Origin of the sequence: Bradyrhizobium sp. CCBAU 11434, assembly GCF_028128895.1 — a bacterium.
Classification (GTDB): domain Bacteria; phylum Pseudomonadota; class Alphaproteobacteria; order Rhizobiales; family Xanthobacteraceae; genus Bradyrhizobium; species Bradyrhizobium zhengyangense.
In genome coordinates, this window is record NZ_LBJX01000101.1 from 1 (window position 1) to 14,224 (window position 14,224).

The window sequence follows — 14,224 nt, forward strand, 5'->3', positions numbered from 1 at the left end:
TCGACTGGTTGGCGATGCTGGCGCCTTCGCCGGCATTCTCGTCGGCCATCGACTTCTTCGGCGCGGCCTTCTCCTTGGGAGCCTTTGCAGCAGGCGCCTCAGTAGCAGGAGCCGGCTCGGCCTTCACTTCGGCCTTGGCAACGGGCGCGGGTGCTTCGATCGCGGTCTCGCGGAAGGCGCGCTCGAGCTCGTCGAGCGAGACCTCGCCCGGACGCAACGGGCGCTCCAGGGTCTGGTCGATCAGCGAGCCCGTGGTCATCTCTTTTGCGGGAGCGGCAGCAGGTGCTTCCGGCACCAGCGGCGGGGCGTCGGCGACAGGAGCAGCAGTGCCTGCCGCCGGCATCGGCTGCGCCGAGCCTGACGCGATCGGCGAAGCCGACGCTGACATCGCGGCCATGCCCTGCTCGACCATCGCTTCGAGCTTGTCGATGAGATCGCGATCGTTACCCTCAGGCTCGGCTTCGGTCGCCTCGAGGCCTGCCAGGATCTCCTTGATGCGGTCGATCGAGGACAGGATCACCGTCACGGCCTGGCCGGTCACCGGCATGCCGTCGCGGAATTTACCCATCAAGGTCTCGCCGGCATGCGCCAGCGCTTCAAGTCGCGGCAACCCCAGGAAGCCGCACGTACCCTTGATGGTGTGGACCAGGCGGAAGATATTATCCAGGATCTTGGCGTTGTTCGGCTCCTGCTCGAACTTCACCAGCTGATTGTCGACGGTGTCCAGGCTCTCGCTGGTCTCCGTCAGAAACTCCCGCAACAGATCATCCATGAAAACAGGCCTTCATACAGGGAGGGCGCGCACGAGACGTGATGCGCCAGATCGGAATGGGGCCAGCTTCACCGCAAAGCGTTTAATATTGGTTGAGTATGTGCAAAAGAACGGAACCAACAAAGAGATAAGGCGCTCCGGACAAGCCGAAGCGCCTCGTAAAGGATAGATTAACGTCTAAGGGCGATACGCGCGTTTACGAAGCGGTAACGATGACGGCTTCGCCCTCCAGCTTGAGCGTCACGGTGAGCCCGCAGGCCTGCGCCAGCAGCCGCGTGTAATAAGGCTGGATCGCGTGAGCGTCGGCCGCCGGGCCACGCTCGCCGCTCAGCAGCTCGGAGATGTTCTGCGGCAGGCGCGCGTTGTGTCCGGTCGCGGTGATGCGGAAGCTCATCGTCTCGCCTTCGCCGATCGCATCGACTGTCAGCATGCCGCCGCGCGGGATCGTGTGCTGGGAGACGACCAGCATATTGAGCAGCAGCTTGACGCGATTCTTCGGCAGCAGCAGTCGCGGCAGATTCCACGTGATCGTGCACTTGCCGTCCTCGATGTGGCCCTTGGCCATGGTCTGGGCATCGCCGAGGTCGATCTGCGCGCCGGAGGAGCCGGCCGCGCCGAAGGCGAGACGACAGAATTGCAGGCGGGCGGAGGCGGTCTTGGCACTCTTGCGGATCAGGTCGAGCGCGAATTCGCGATCCTCGGGCTTGGGATCGTCATCGAGCACTTCAAGCCCATTGACGATGGCGCCGACCGGGCTGATGAGATCATGACAGACCCGCGAGCACAAAAGGGCCGCGAGTTCGAGCATATCGGGAGCAGAAGCGGTAGCGGGTGACGGAGCGTCAGACATAAAGGGTTCCTGGAATTGCACGGCGCGGACGCGGCGAATCACGCATGGCTTGGACTGTCGCTGCGGGTTCTATCATTCGCCAGCCCGTGGCAGGAAGCTTGCGATAGGTTCGAAGCGGCCATAAGGGGACACGGGCGAATCACGTGAAGAGGGGCAAGACTTGCCACAAGACTTGCCGATGAACAGGACTTGCCGATGAATGAGGCATGCAGGTGAGGATCATCGACGGCGAGGCCGCTGACCGGCTGATGGAGCCCCTGACCGCGCTGGTGGTGCAGGCCGGCGAGGCGATCCTTGGCGTCAATCGCTCTGCGATGCGGGTCGATGGCAAGCAGGACGGCTCGCCTGTTACCGAGGCCGACCTTGCCGCCGACCGGATCATTGCCGAGGGCCTCGCCCGGCTCGCGAACGACGTGCCGACGCTGTCGGAAGAGCGGACCCATCTCGCCTCGCCGCCATTTCGCGGCAGCTTCTTCCTGATCGATCCACTCGACGGCACCAAGGAATTCGTCGCCGGCCGCGACGAATTCACCGTCAACCTCGCTCTGATCACCGAGGGCGTGCCGCTGCTCGGAATCGTCAGCGCGCCCGCGCTCGGGGTGCTCTGGCGCGGCATCGTCGGCCGCGGCGCCCAGCGCGTGACATTTGCCGGCACCACCATCGGCGCCGCCGAGCCGATCCGGACCCGCAAGCTGCCCGGGCATGGCGAGCCCTGGATCGCGGCGGTGAGCCGTTCGCACGGCGACCCCAAAAGCGAAGCTTTCATCGACAACAGGCCCAACGCCGTCAGAAAGACCTGTGGCTCGGCCGTGAAGTTCGGTCGGATCGCGGAGGGCAGTGCCGACATCTACCCCCGCTTCGGGCCGACTTGTGAATGGGACGTGGGAGCGGGCTGCGCGGTGGTGACCGCGGCCGGCGGCAAGGTCACCGACGGCAAAGGCGGCGAAATCAGGTTCGGCGAACGGGGCGGCACCGGTTTCATCATCCCTGATTTCATCGCCTGGGGCGACGCCGAAGCGGTAGCGACCTACTGACTGAGCTTGTCCTGCAGCGCCGGCCAGCGCTTGCCCACCTCATACAGGAAGCGTTCGGGGTCGACGGCGAAGGCGTCGCGATTGTGTTCCCGGCTGAACAGATAAAGCCGCTGTGCCGAGATCACGAAGAAGCGGGGATTGCCGGCGACGGTGACGCCGCGGGCGATGTCGACGGGATCATAGCCGCCGAACTGCGGTCCATAGATCTCGGGATGGGACAGGAACTCCGCCCGGTTGCCCTCATTGCGGAAGCGCCAGACCGCGCCCCAGTGATTGGCCTCGAACTCCGCCGTCCCCTGCTCGGCTCCGCCATCGACGAAATAGGCCACGGGGTCGAAGCCCTCGATGGCGACGCCGGAGAAGCGATTGACGACGATGCGCTCGGTGGTGGCAGCCCGTGCAGGCAACCAGGACAGGCCGAGCCAAATGCCCGCCAACAGGCAGACCAGACGGCCGATCAAGGCAATTCCGGGGCGCAAAGGGCTATCTTCCTGCCGTTGTGCCGTCATAGTTGCTGCGGATAACATCCGAGTCGAGGGGACATCCGGCGCAACCTAGAGCCGTGCCTAATAGCATCAGGTTAAGGGAAGCGGACCGGGATCGATACCAGGGGTTCTTTTATGACTTTCGCATCACGCCTTGCCGCAGTGGCGCTCATCGCGCTGGCTGGCTGGACCGTGCCGGTCTCCGCCCAGACGGCCGCGCCGCCGCCGGACCTGCCGCCGCCGCAGCGGACCCCGACTCCCAATACCTACGGTCCGGACGAGCTTGTCACCGCCGGCCATCGCTTCTTCGGCAATGTCTCGCGCGGGCTCGCCTCGATCATCGAGAAGGCGGTCAGCCAATGGGGCCTGCCGAACGGCTACATCCTCGGCGAGGAAGGCTCCGGCGCCTTCGTCGCTGGCCTGCGCTACGGCGAAGGCACGCTCTACACCAAGAACGCCGGCGACCTGCGCGTCTACTGGCAGGGCCCCTCGCTCGGTTTCGACTGGGGCGGTGACGGCGCGCGCACCATGACGCTGGTCTACAACCTGCCCGCCACCAACGCGATCTACCAGCGCTTCGCCGGCATCGACGGCTCGGCCTATATCATCGGCGGCTTCGGCATGACGGCGCTCACCGCCAACAACATCGTGCTGGTGCCGATCCGCTCAGGCCTGGGCTTACGCCTCGGCGCCAATATCGGCTATCTCAAATATACGCCGCGGGCGACCTGGAACCCGTTCTAGGGTTTTCTCCTCCGATCCAGTTGAGGATTCACGTTAACAACAGGGCGGGGCTGGCTTTTTGCCGGCCCGCCATGCATTGTCTTTGGTAAATTTTTCCTTGTCTGTCGGAGCTCTGAACCATGGTCGAACCGATCATGTACCTGGCGATCGGTTTCCTGCTGTCGATGCTGTGCGGGCTCGCCATCGTGCCGCTGGTGCATAACCGCGCGGTGCGCCTGACCACGCGACGGCTCGAGGCGGCGACGCCCTTGTCGATGGCGGAGATCCAGGCCGACAAGGACCAGCTCCGCGCCGAGTTCGCCATGTCGGCGCGCCGGCTGGAGATGAGCGTCGACCAGCTCAAGAACAAGACCACGAGCCAGCTTGCCGAGCTCGGCAAGAAGAGCGACGCCATCAACCGCATGAAGATCGAGCTCGGTGAGAAGAACGCGACGATCTTCGCGCTCGAGGCGCGCGAGAAAGCGGTGAAGGAACAGCTGCGCGCCACCGAGGAGGAGTTCAACGCCAAGACCGAGGCGCTGCGCGAGGCCGAGATCGCGCTGAGCAACAAGCAGGGCGAGCTCGCCAAGATCAACTCCGAACTGTCAGACCGCTCGATGATGGCGGAGACCCGCCAGGTCGAGCTGGTCGCGGTGCGGGCTCAGATCGAGGAATTGAAGAACCGCGTCGGCGATGCCGAGAAGGAATTTGCCGCGACGCAGGCCCGCCTGACGCAGGAGCGCTCGGAATCGGAGACCGTCTCGCGCGAGCTCGGCGACGCGCGTGGCCGCGTCGAGAGCCTGAGCCAGCGCGTCACCGAGCTCGATCGCCAGCTGATCGTGCAGGTCAAGGAGGCCGAGATGCTGTCAGGCCGCGTCGCCGACCTCGAAGGCCGCCTCGCCACCCAGGGCAAGCTGCTCGCCGAGCGCGACTATGAGAACAACCAGCTGCGCCAGACCAACGAGGGCTCCGAGCGCACCATCAAGGAGCTGCGTGTCGAGATCGCCGCATTGAGCGGCGGCAAATCGTCGGCCGCGATGGAGACGCTGCGCAACGAGAAGGCCGCGCTGGAAGAACAGCTGCGCACCGCCCGCGACGAGCGCGCAAAGCTCCAGCGCGACATCAATGCGATCCAGCAGCAGGCCGAGAGCTCCTGGGCGACCGAGCGCATGGAGAACGCGCTGTTGCGCGAGCGCATAAACGACATCGCCGCCGAAGTGGCAAAACTCGCGATGCAGCTCGAGGGCCCGAACTCGCCGATCGAGGCGCTGCTTGCGGCCGAGGCCGGCCAGCCGCCGAAGCCCGCGCCGCGCCCGGCCAACGGCGTCGCCAGCAATGGCGCAGCAAGCCCCCTCCCCGAGGGCGGCGGAACGCTGGCCGAGCGCATCCGCGCGCTCCAGGCCCACGCCTCCCGCGCCCGCCAGCAGGGCGCGTGAGCGGCCCGAAATCCGGCCCCGCCACCGAATTGTGACACCAATGGAAGGTTTTCCGGCCCCAAGCCGCCTGAAAACTTGACACTGATAGCCCGCACTTCTAAATCGCGGGCTCCGATGCGCCGGCCGGCCGAAAAGTCCGGCCGCCTGCATGATGGTCCCGGGCGCATAGCTCAGCGGGAGAGCGTTCCCTTCACACGGGAGAGGTCCAAGGTTCGATCCCTTGTGCGCCCACCACGCTTCGCCAAAAGGCTCCGCGTGGCGCAGCCAAGCCCAATGATGGCGAAGCGTGTCCGGCGTAGCGCGAAGAGCTTAGACGGACTGGGGCGTCTTTGCTCCCGATCCGTCAAAACGTCAAAACAACCCCATGCACAGTAGCCGGCCTCGGTCGGCTTAACGAGGCCTGCGAATTTTCCGAAATCCACTTGCTCCGTCGGGCAAAACAGGAGCATGATGGCACCATGCCTGCCGCGTGTTGAACTGCCTGGCGATCGGGCCCGCCCTTCTCAGGCCGGCATCCTCGCAATTCGACGTTGGATAGCCGAGCCCTAATCCTTCCGGCCTTCATCGAAAAAAGCCTGAACGGCCTCGAACAATTTGAGGCGGTTCTTCTCCATGAGGATGGAATGCGTTCCCTCGGCGAGCTGGACGTAGCGCTTGCCGGGCGAGTTCACCAGAAGCGGGAAGAGCGTTTGCGCCATGTAGGGCGGCGTATCCTTGTCCCATTCGGCATGGACCAGCAGCGTCGGCACTGTGATCTTCGCCGGATCGTAATAGGCTTTGCCGTCGCCAAAATATTGCTGGCTGTCCTGGACCACACCGTTCGGCGCACGCAGGACGGGAGGCGTCATTGCGGCGCCGACGGGATCAGTGGCAAAGGTTGCGTCGGCCCAGGCATCGAACCATCCCGCCGGGATGAGGTCTGCCTTCTTGTCGTCGGCTACCCCAGTGTACCACCTCTCCTTGGCTTGCGCCCTCGTGACGGTGCGGTAGGCGCCGAGCTTGCCTGGACCCGCCTGCACCAAGGATGCGGTCTGCCGTATCCACGCTGGCGCGTACAGCACCAGGCGTTCGACCTTCGATGCGTTTCGAACCGTGTAGGTCGCCATGAGCGTCGTGCCCCACGACCAGCCCAGCAGATTGACACGCGCAATGTTGCGGCGCTGCAAGACGTAATCCACCACCGAACCGATGTCCTTGACGGCGGTCTCTCCCGTCACGATCGGCGAGTTGGCTTCGGGCTTGTCCGCCATCTCCGCAGGACGCGTCGACTTGCCGTAACCGCGCAGGTCCAGCAGCCAAACGTCATAGCCGCGCGATGCGATGTACTCCATCCATGACTGACCATCGAGCTTGAGATCGAAGGCCGTCTCGGACGGGTAGGTGGCCCCGTGGACATAGATGATCGTCTGCTCGGGCCTGAAGGTCGTCATGTTGGCAGGCCGCTTGTTGCGGACGTAGATCTCGATGCCGGGATCGCTCGCCTTGACCATGGCCTCTTCGGTCACAAGCATATTCGATTGAGCGAGCGCAGAGCTGCCGAAGACAACAGTGGCGAGAATACCAAACAGCGGCGATGCCTGCATGTCCTGCCCCTCCTCCTTGTACCCGACCGGTCCAGCGCGATCGTTGGCCGAAGCTTAGCGTCGAACGGTTGCGGTTCAAGCGGGGATGGACCTACCCGATCGCCAAAATCTCGATCTCCTGCGTGCCCGTCCCCACCACGTCACCCACGGCCTTCCCCATCAGCGACTTCGCGACCGGCGCGACGAATGAGATCGAGCCCGCTTTCGGATCGGCTTCGTCCTCGCCGACGATGCGGTAGGTCTGCACGCGGCCGTCGGCGCGGCTGAAGGTCACGGTGCTGCCGAAGGCGACCGTGTCGTTCGACGCTGGACGGGCGATGAGTTGCGCGGTGCGCAACCGTTCGCCGAAATATCTGATATCGCGCAACGGCACCGCCGACTGCCGGCGCTTTTCGTTGACATCGTCGATGGCCTGCGCGGCCTCGTAGGCTTCGCGCGCCTGATGGAGCTGCGACTGCAAGGCCTGCAGGCCTGCTTCCGTCACGAGGTTCGGATGCGGCGAGATCGGGCGATCCGGCAGCAACGTCTCGGAGGCGGTCTCGGCGCTTTCTTCCTTGGTAAAGGCGACGCTCAATTCGAAGATCCTGTCGAACAGTTTTGCAGTGAGGCCGCGCCTTGACGCCACGATCCACCGAAGTGAACCGCGCCCGGCCGGCCGCGATCATCCCGACTATATCTCAAGTTCGACGAAACGACGGAGCTTGAAGACGAGGTCGGGCAAGGCCTGGCGGAACCGCGTCGCGTTCTGGAAATTGGTCGAGAACGGGGCGAAGGTGATCATCGCGTTCCAGTGCCTGTAACCATAGACCGTGACCGAGACTCCGGACGCAGGAAACCCCTCGATCTTCCTGAGCTCGCCGAGCACGAGATCGGCGATCGCTTCGGCCGGCAAAAGCCGCTTGCCGTCAGGCGTCAGGGACTGAGTCGCAGGCGCGGCCGGCTTCGCAGGCGCCGCCGCCTCATCGGAAGCGCCGTTGGATATGCCATTGGACGCGTTCTGCAGCTTCGGCGACTCCGCTTCGGGAATCTCGGGGACCCCAGCAGCTGGCTCCGGTGCCGGCGCGGCCGGAAGGAAGTCGGCAAGCGGCGGCGGGCTCGCCGCCTCTGCGCGCTTGTTGCCGCCCAGGATGCTGCTGATCATCGCCACAAGGCCAGCATCCTTCGCGTCGTCACTCATCTGGTCATCCCCCCGGGGCCCTCGCCTACTGTAACACCGGTACAGGAGGCCGCCACTGGGGCCGCTGATCAGATCACGCCGTCACGCCTGCATGGCTCCCGTCCGGTTCCACCACGGCGCGAGGCGGGTGAACATCGCGCCGCAGTGCAATCCGTCACTGCTTATCGAACGGAATATATTGCTGGTACTCCTTCGGTACCGAGTTGCGATAGCGCGCCGGAACGGTGCCGCTGTCGACCGAATGATCGATCTCCTGCTGCCGCGTCATCTTCTTCTTGGCCGGCTTCTTCTCGGCACTCTTCTTTGCGCCGGCCGGCGGGGTTGACGTGTCGGTGGCAGCCGGCGTGGACGTCGCAGCCGGCGCAGTGGTCGCAGTCGGTGCCGTGTTGGCGGCCGGCGGCGTGGTGGCCGCAGCCGCCGGCGGTGTGGTCCCCGCGGCGGGCGCGCTCTGCGCCAGCGCGAGTGGTGTTTGGATGATGAGCGCCAGCGCAGCGGTCGCAGCCAGCAGATATGATCTTTGCATCACAACCTCCAAAATGTCTGATCCCCAATATGGGAAGCGTAGTCCCGCAGGATCGACGCGTGCAAGTGCTCCGAAGATAGGCGGGACCACGGCTGCAAACTGTGGCCGGGATCACATTGCCAAGATGGTTTGGCCAAGATGGTTTGGCCAAGACGGTTTGGCCAAGACGGTTTGACCAAGACGCCTCGCCGCATCATGAACCCTTGGCGAAGGCGACGCACGCTCCGGCACCAGGACACAAACGACAATGTGTCGGAACAGCCCGGGAAACCGCGACCGTCGACGCGGCAGCACATCCACACAAATACAATTTTTACGCGAACACAGAGTTCGCTTCGTCAATCGCTTTGCCTGATAGGTCGTCGAAGCTGACATTGCTTCGAACCGCCGATGGCGATGACGAGAATGTTATTCGGCATCTGCGTCGGAAAAATTTGCAAAGCGCATCCGCAGCTTGCTCGCAATGCTCGCCGCTGGAACCGCATCGACGCTGCGCAATGTGTGAAGCAGCGCATTGCGACGTCAAATTCCGCGATCTAGCCTCGCCTGCATATTTCATGACGAACAACCTTAACTTTAGTTACTTGCCGTCGTAACTTTTCATGGAGGTACTTTATGAGCAGTCGTCACGCCACTCCGCCCCGCGGTCTCAACGCCACCCGTTCGCCACTGTCACAAGGCCGTTTTGGCCGCATGTTTCGCACCCTGACGCCGGCAACGTTCGGTCCGAACGAGGCCGACAACATTGCCAATCTCTCCGCCCTCGCCGACAACATGGTCGGCGATTTTGATCCACCCAAGGACGGCCCCGACGCCGAGGAGAGCGCAATTCCCGCGCTCTACACTTATTTCGGCCAGTTCGTCGATCACGACATCACCTTCGATCCGGTGAGCTCGCTGGCCAAGCAGCAGGATCCCGACGGGCTCATCGACTTCCGCACGCCGTCGTTTGATCTGGACAATCTTTACGGGCGCGGGCCGAACGACCAGCCCTACATGTACGACAGCAACGGCAAATTTCTCCTCGGCGATCCCTTGACCGGCACCGGCGTTTCCAACGCCCTCGACCTGCCGCGTTTCAAGGGCCGCGCACTGATCGGCGATCCCCGCAACGACGAGAACAGCATCGTCTCGCAGTTCCAGGGGCTGATGCTGCGCTTCCACAACCGCATGGTCGACGACAACGACAGCCTCTCCTTCCAGGACGTGCAACAGCGTGTCCGCTTCCACTACCAATATGTCGTGCTCAACGACTTCATGCCGCGCATCGTCAATGCCGCCGTGCTGAACGATCTCAAGTCCGGCGGCCGCTACGATCACAGCAAGCTCGCCTATTATCACTGGAAGAATTATCCCTACATGCCGGTCGAGTTTTCGGTCGCGGCCTACCGGCTCGGTCATTCCATGATCCGGCCCGGCTATCGGCTCAATGACGCCGACAACATGCTGTTGCAGATCTTCCCCGACCCCAACAACCCCGACAACAACGCGCTGACCGGCTTCCGTTCGATGGGCCCGGGACGCGCCATCGACTGGGGCCGTTTCATCGACGTCGACACGCGCGCCTATGGCGTCGAGGGCGACGGCACCAATCCTGATAACAAGCGGCGGCTCCAGCTCGCCTACCGCATCGACACCTCGCTGGTCGATCCGCTGCGCAAGCTGCCGCCGGAAATCGCCTCCAACCCGGCATCGCTGGCGCTGCGCAATCTCGAACGCGGCTGGCGGCTTGGCCTGCCCTCGGGCCAGGCCGTCGCCAAAGCGATGCACCAGACGCCGCTGACCGACGAGCAGATCATCGTCGGCCGCGCCGTCGACACTCCCGGTGATGGCGACCCGCAGGTTCCGATCGCGTCGATCGCGAACGGCGCGTTCAAAGGCAATTGCCCGCTCTGGACCTACATCCTCGCGGAAGCGCGCCAGTTCGCCACAAAGGTCGCGCCCCCCGCCACCGGCGCGCCGGCGGCTGGAATCACGACGCCACAGCTCGGCCCGGTCGGCGGCCGCATCGTCGCCGAAGTCTTCCTCGGCATGATGTTCGGCGATGCCTCCTCGGTGCTGTCGCTCGACCCGAACTGGGCGCCGGTGACAGGTCCCGATTTCAAGCTGAAGGATCTCGTGACCTACGCGCTCGGTGGCGGCGCTCCGCTGCATTGAGCTGGCAGGGGTTGAGGACGCAAAGGGCCGCTCGCGCCAAGCGGGCGGCTCTGTTGCTCACCTATCGCCCGACGGAGCAGACCGGTCTACACGGCATTCGGGTGAGAGCTGCGGCACACAGTGAAGCCTAAATCCCCCACCCGAGTCCCGTTGAAGCAAACGCCGCCGTTAGACCTTCATCTCGAACGCGATGTCCAACGCGTAAGCGCGGCTCTCGCCTGGCATCAGCACCGCTTCGGTTCCATTCACCTTGGCGCTTGTGCAGGGCTCGATCGCCAGCACGCAGGCATGCGGCCGCAGATCGTGCCAGAGCTGAAGATGCGGAAGAGTCCTGACATCGAATCTGACGGCAATCTCCAGCGTTCCCTGTTGCGTCGGTGTCGCGAGCCTGCAGACGGCGGAGGCGCCGTCTCCATCGGCGGGAAAGCTGACGGATTCGGACAGCAGCGAGACATCAGGCAGCGCCGCGACCTCGAGCAACTGTCGTGAACCAAGGGTCACGGATGATCCCGGCGCGAGCACCGGGTAGCCGAAATTGAAGTGATAAAGGCTTGCCTGCGGCGTGGGCTCGTTCGAAAGGTTGGTCACCTCGTCGCGAATTCGCAGCAGATTGCCGCCGATCGGCGCCTCGAGCCGGCGCCTGAGACGCAGCGCCTCTCCGCCAAACCGGAACTGTATCACCTCGCCCTCGCAGAACAGCACGGGCTCACTTCGGTTCCAGTCTTCGCCATGCGCAGTCACGCGCGCCGGCGTGAACGGCAGGCGGCCGTGCATGGGATGACCGGGCACCGGTTGGCGAAAATGATCGAGGCCGCAAGTGACGAGGAATCCGGAATTGGTGCGGCTGTAGCCGCGCCCGCCCTCCTCCTCCGGATGGTGCAGATGCGGACTGCGAAATCCCGCCATGCTCTGCCAGGCCACTGGCATGCCCCTCCACCAGAGCGGCCCGATGTCGAGCGAGCGATCAGCAAGCGCCCAGAAGTCGAGGCCGCCTCCGTTGGAGAAGGCAAGCGCGGCGACACCGCGCTCCACGCCGTCATCGAGCACGACGCGCCGGACGCTCGCGAATTGCCTGAGATCGCCGACCTTGGCGCGCAGATCCCCGGCCATCACGAGGACATCTCGCGTTGGGCTGCCGGTTCCGGCAAGTCGAGCCTGCCGAAGGCTTCGGGCGGAGCCTCGTTGGCCGCCATCAGACGCGCCATCAGTGCCACAAGGCGTGCCTCCTGCGCCGCGTTCGTCACGGGCTGCTGTTGGCCTGGATCCTTCGCAAGGTCATACAGCCGCGTGTCGTTCTCGAGCAGCGCGCCCGGGCCGTAATTGAGATACATCGGCGAGCGCTCGATCACAGGGACCTTGAGCAGCTTTGCACCCTTGGTGAACGGGAAGCCGTCCGACAGCGATGCGCCGGCGAGCTCCTCCGGCAGGAACGGCGAGCGGATATGAGTCGGCATCACCGTGTACTGGAAGATCTCCTGCGTCTTCAGGTCGGCGGGAAAGCGATGATAAGTGTAGTGGCCATCGGTGATGTTCACGGCGCCGCCGAAATAGCCGAACAGCGCCGCCTCCCGTAATGGCCTGGCGGAATGCGCAGCCTTCAGGATCGAGTGCCCCTCCATCTCGGGCGGTGGCGCCACGTCGAAGAGATCGAGGAATGTCGGCGCGAGATCGATGGACTGGGTGAGGACTCCGCTTCGCGCGCCGGGTTGCGGGCGTCGTGGATCGTGCACGAACAACGGAATGTGCACGATCTCTTCATAGAGGTTCATGCGGTTCTTGGCCCAGAAATCGTGTTCGCCGAGCAGGAAACCGTGGTCGGTGGTGACGACGAGGGCGGTGTCCTTCCACATGTCGCGGCGGTCGAAATCGTCGAGCAACTGCCCGAGCAGGAAGTCGCACATCGACACGACAGCATAATAGTTTGCGCGCAATTCCTCGCATTCGGCCGGGAGCTCGTCGACCCGGCCATAACGCGGCCAGTCGCGGATCGGCCCGTTCCAGCCGCTGTCGAACGGCGCCTTGAACCTGACAGGCGCGTGGAACGGCTCATGCGGATCGAAGGTCTCGAGCTGGAGCAACCAGTTGTCGGCGTCGTAATTGCGGTCGAGGAAGTCGAAGGCGTGCGCGAAGCATTGCACCGACGGGAAGTCCTTCTCCTCCTTGATGAACTCGCGGTTGATGATGTTCTGCGAGTGGTACTTGCGCCGGTCGGTGGTGAACTGGCGCGCGTGATACATCTCGCGCAGCCGCTCCCAATGCGGCTGGACCATCGCCTTCCAGGGGTCGCCCTCCTGGCCGCGCACGAACTCGTAACTGTCGTAGCGATTGTGATAGGTCGCGCCGCCGTCCTCCCAATAGTGGAAGTGATCGGTGATGAGGTGGCTGTAGATGCCGGCGTGATGCAGGAGCTCCGGCATCGCGTTGTCGAACGGCTCGAGCGGGCCCCAGCTTCGGTGCAGGAAGCTCAGCCGGCCGGTGAGGAGATCGCGCCGCGCCGGCATGCAGGGCAGGCTGCCGACATAATGGCGATCGAAGGTCAGCGTCTTCGCGGCAAGGCGATCGAAGTTCGGTGTCGGAATTCGCTTGCCGCCATAGGCGCCGAGCAGATGGCGGTTGAGGGAATCAAAGAGAACGAAGACCGTCTTCATGGCATTTCCTTCGTTGATCGCGTCTTATTTCACGGCGCCTTGGGTGAGACCCGCCACGATGTAGCGCTGGCCGATGATGAGCAGCACGAGTGCGGGCAGGATCGACAGCGCGGCGGCGGCCGCCATCTGCGTGTAGAGAATCTCGTAGTCCTGGGCGAATTTGGCGATCGCGACCGGCACGGTTGCGGTCTGTTTCATGGTCAGCGTCAGGGCGACGCCGAAATCGTTCCAGCTGAACACGAACGTCAGGATGCCGGTCGCGGCGAGGCCCGGCGCGATGATCGGCAGGACGATCCGCCACAGCAGGACCGGCGTCGTGGCGCCGTCCAGCCGGGCGGCTTCCTCGAGCTCGACCGGCACGTCGCGCACGAACACCCCCATCAGCCACAGCGCCATCGGCAAATTGAGCACGGTGTGCGCGAGCACCACGGCGGTCAGCGTGTTGTCGAGGCCGACCGTGCGCATGATGGTGAACCAGGCGCTCGCCAGCGCCAGCGGCGGGAACATGTGAAACACCAGCGCCCAGCCGAGAAAGATGTGCACGAACCAGCGCGGCCAGGACATCCGGTTGAGCGACCATGCGGCGAGCGTGGCGGCGACGAGGCAGATCAGCGTGCTCAGCGTGCCGACGACGAGCGAGTTGCGGTAGTTGACGAGAAAGTCCGAGGTCTTGGAGAACAGCACCTCATTGAAGTTCTTCAGGACCGGCGAGAACCAGAACGCGCCTGACAGCAGCGAGATCTGGGTGCGGAATCCGGCGGCGACGACCCAGACCACGGGGATGAGCACAAGCAGGGCCGCCGCGATCAGCAGGGCATGAACGATCAAGGAGCGTG

At 64.2% G+C, this 14,224-nt stretch carries 14 protein-coding genes and 1 tRNA gene; 5 read left to right on the forward strand and 10 right to left on the reverse strand.

All coding sequences use genetic code 11. The features are described from left to right. Nucleotides 1–772 (reverse strand): Hpt domain-containing protein (locus XI06_RS34645; protein WP_271607348.1); only part of this gene is annotated, 772 nt, incomplete at its 3' end. 196 nt (nucleotides 773–968) lie between these two features. Further along, complete coding sequence (gene chpT / locus XI06_RS34650) at nucleotides 969–1,622, reverse strand: histidine phosphotransferase ChpT (protein WP_237866058.1); 654 nt, start codon at nucleotides 1,620–1,622, stop codon at nucleotides 969–971. Nucleotides 1,623–1,828: 206 nt separating this feature from the next. On the opposite strand from chpT, the gene XI06_RS34655 reads away from it, so the two are divergent. Next, nucleotides 1,829–2,656, forward strand: a complete 828-nt coding sequence (locus tag XI06_RS34655; RefSeq protein WP_271607349.1) for a 3'(2'),5'-bisphosphate nucleotidase CysQ family protein — start codon at nucleotides 1,829–1,831, stop codon at nucleotides 2,654–2,656. Here the strand turns inward: XI06_RS34655 and XI06_RS34660 are convergent. Further along, entirely contained in the window at nucleotides 2,650–3,135 is a 486-nt protein-coding gene (locus XI06_RS34660; protein ID WP_271607350.1) for a YHS domain-containing (seleno)protein, read from the reverse strand. The two genes, XI06_RS34655 and XI06_RS34660, sit on opposite strands and share 7 nt — an antisense overlap. A gap of 141 nt (nucleotides 3,136–3,276) precedes the next feature. Between XI06_RS34660 and XI06_RS34665 the strand changes: the two genes are divergently transcribed. The 3 genes from XI06_RS34665 (at nucleotide 3,277) to XI06_RS34675 (ending at nucleotide 5,534) form a co-directional block, all read left to right on the forward strand. Next, nucleotides 3,277–3,885, forward strand: coding sequence for a DUF1134 domain-containing protein (locus XI06_RS34665; protein ID WP_237866055.1), 609 nt, complete (start codon nucleotides 3,277–3,279; stop codon nucleotides 3,883–3,885). A 119-nt stretch (nucleotides 3,886–4,004) separates the two neighbouring features. Beyond that, on the forward strand, nucleotides 4,005–5,300 hold the full coding sequence (locus XI06_RS34670) for a hypothetical protein (protein ID WP_271607351.1): 1,296 nt from the start codon (nucleotides 4,005–4,007) through the stop codon (nucleotides 5,298–5,300). 159 nt (nucleotides 5,301–5,459) lie between these two features. Then, nucleotides 5,460–5,534: transfer RNA gene (locus tag XI06_RS34675), tRNA-Val, on the forward strand. 311 nt (nucleotides 5,535–5,845) lie between these two features. Here XI06_RS34675 and XI06_RS34680 read toward each other — a convergent pair. From XI06_RS34680 to XI06_RS34695, 4 genes are all read right to left on the reverse strand, one after another. Next, complete coding sequence (locus tag XI06_RS34680; RefSeq protein ID WP_237866043.1) at nucleotides 5,846–6,883, reverse strand: alpha/beta hydrolase; 1,038 nt, start codon at nucleotides 6,881–6,883, stop codon at nucleotides 5,846–5,848. 91 nt (nucleotides 6,884–6,974) lie between these two features. Then, nucleotides 6,975–7,457: a transcription elongation factor GreA gene (greA, locus tag XI06_RS34685; RefSeq protein WP_271607584.1), complete on the reverse strand. Its 483-nt coding sequence runs from the start codon at nucleotides 7,455–7,457 to the stop codon at nucleotides 6,975–6,977. A 96-nt stretch (nucleotides 7,458–7,553) separates the two neighbouring features. After that, nucleotides 7,554–8,060 carry a hypothetical protein gene (locus XI06_RS34690; protein ID WP_271607352.1) on the reverse strand — a complete coding sequence of 169 codons (507 nt, stop codon included), beginning with the start codon at nucleotides 8,058–8,060 and terminating at the stop codon, nucleotides 7,554–7,556. A gap of 154 nt (nucleotides 8,061–8,214) precedes the next feature. Then, a complete protein-coding gene (locus XI06_RS34695) occupies nucleotides 8,215–8,583 on the reverse strand; it encodes a hypothetical protein (protein ID WP_237872121.1) in 369 nt (122 codons plus the stop codon). A 615-nt stretch (nucleotides 8,584–9,198) separates the two neighbouring features. Between XI06_RS34695 and XI06_RS34700 the strand changes: the two genes are divergently transcribed. Continuing rightward, a complete protein-coding gene (locus XI06_RS34700) occupies nucleotides 9,199–10,740 on the forward strand; it encodes a peroxidase family protein (protein WP_237872119.1) in 1,542 nt (513 codons plus the stop codon). 168 nt (nucleotides 10,741–10,908) lie between these two features. On the opposite strand, the gene XI06_RS34705 is transcribed toward XI06_RS34700, so the two are convergent. From XI06_RS34705 to XI06_RS34715, 3 genes are read right to left on the reverse strand one after another with little or no spacing between them, the layout of a single operon-like run. After that, nucleotides 10,909–11,850: a DUF4432 family protein gene (locus XI06_RS34705; protein WP_271607353.1), complete on the reverse strand. Its 942-nt coding sequence runs from the start codon at nucleotides 11,848–11,850 to the stop codon at nucleotides 10,909–10,911. Next, the gene (locus XI06_RS34710; protein ID WP_271607354.1) at nucleotides 11,850–13,388 is read right to left on the reverse strand and encodes a sulfatase; all 1,539 of its coding nucleotides are present in this window, start codon (nucleotides 13,386–13,388) and stop codon (nucleotides 11,850–11,852) included. Before XI06_RS34710 ends, XI06_RS34705 begins: the two co-directional genes overlap by 1 nt. A 24-nt stretch (nucleotides 13,389–13,412) precedes the next feature. Continuing rightward, nucleotides 13,413–14,216, reverse strand: a complete 804-nt coding sequence (locus XI06_RS34715; protein WP_271607355.1) for a carbohydrate ABC transporter permease — start codon at nucleotides 14,214–14,216, stop codon at nucleotides 13,413–13,415. Nucleotides 14,217–14,224 lie beyond the last annotated feature (8 nt).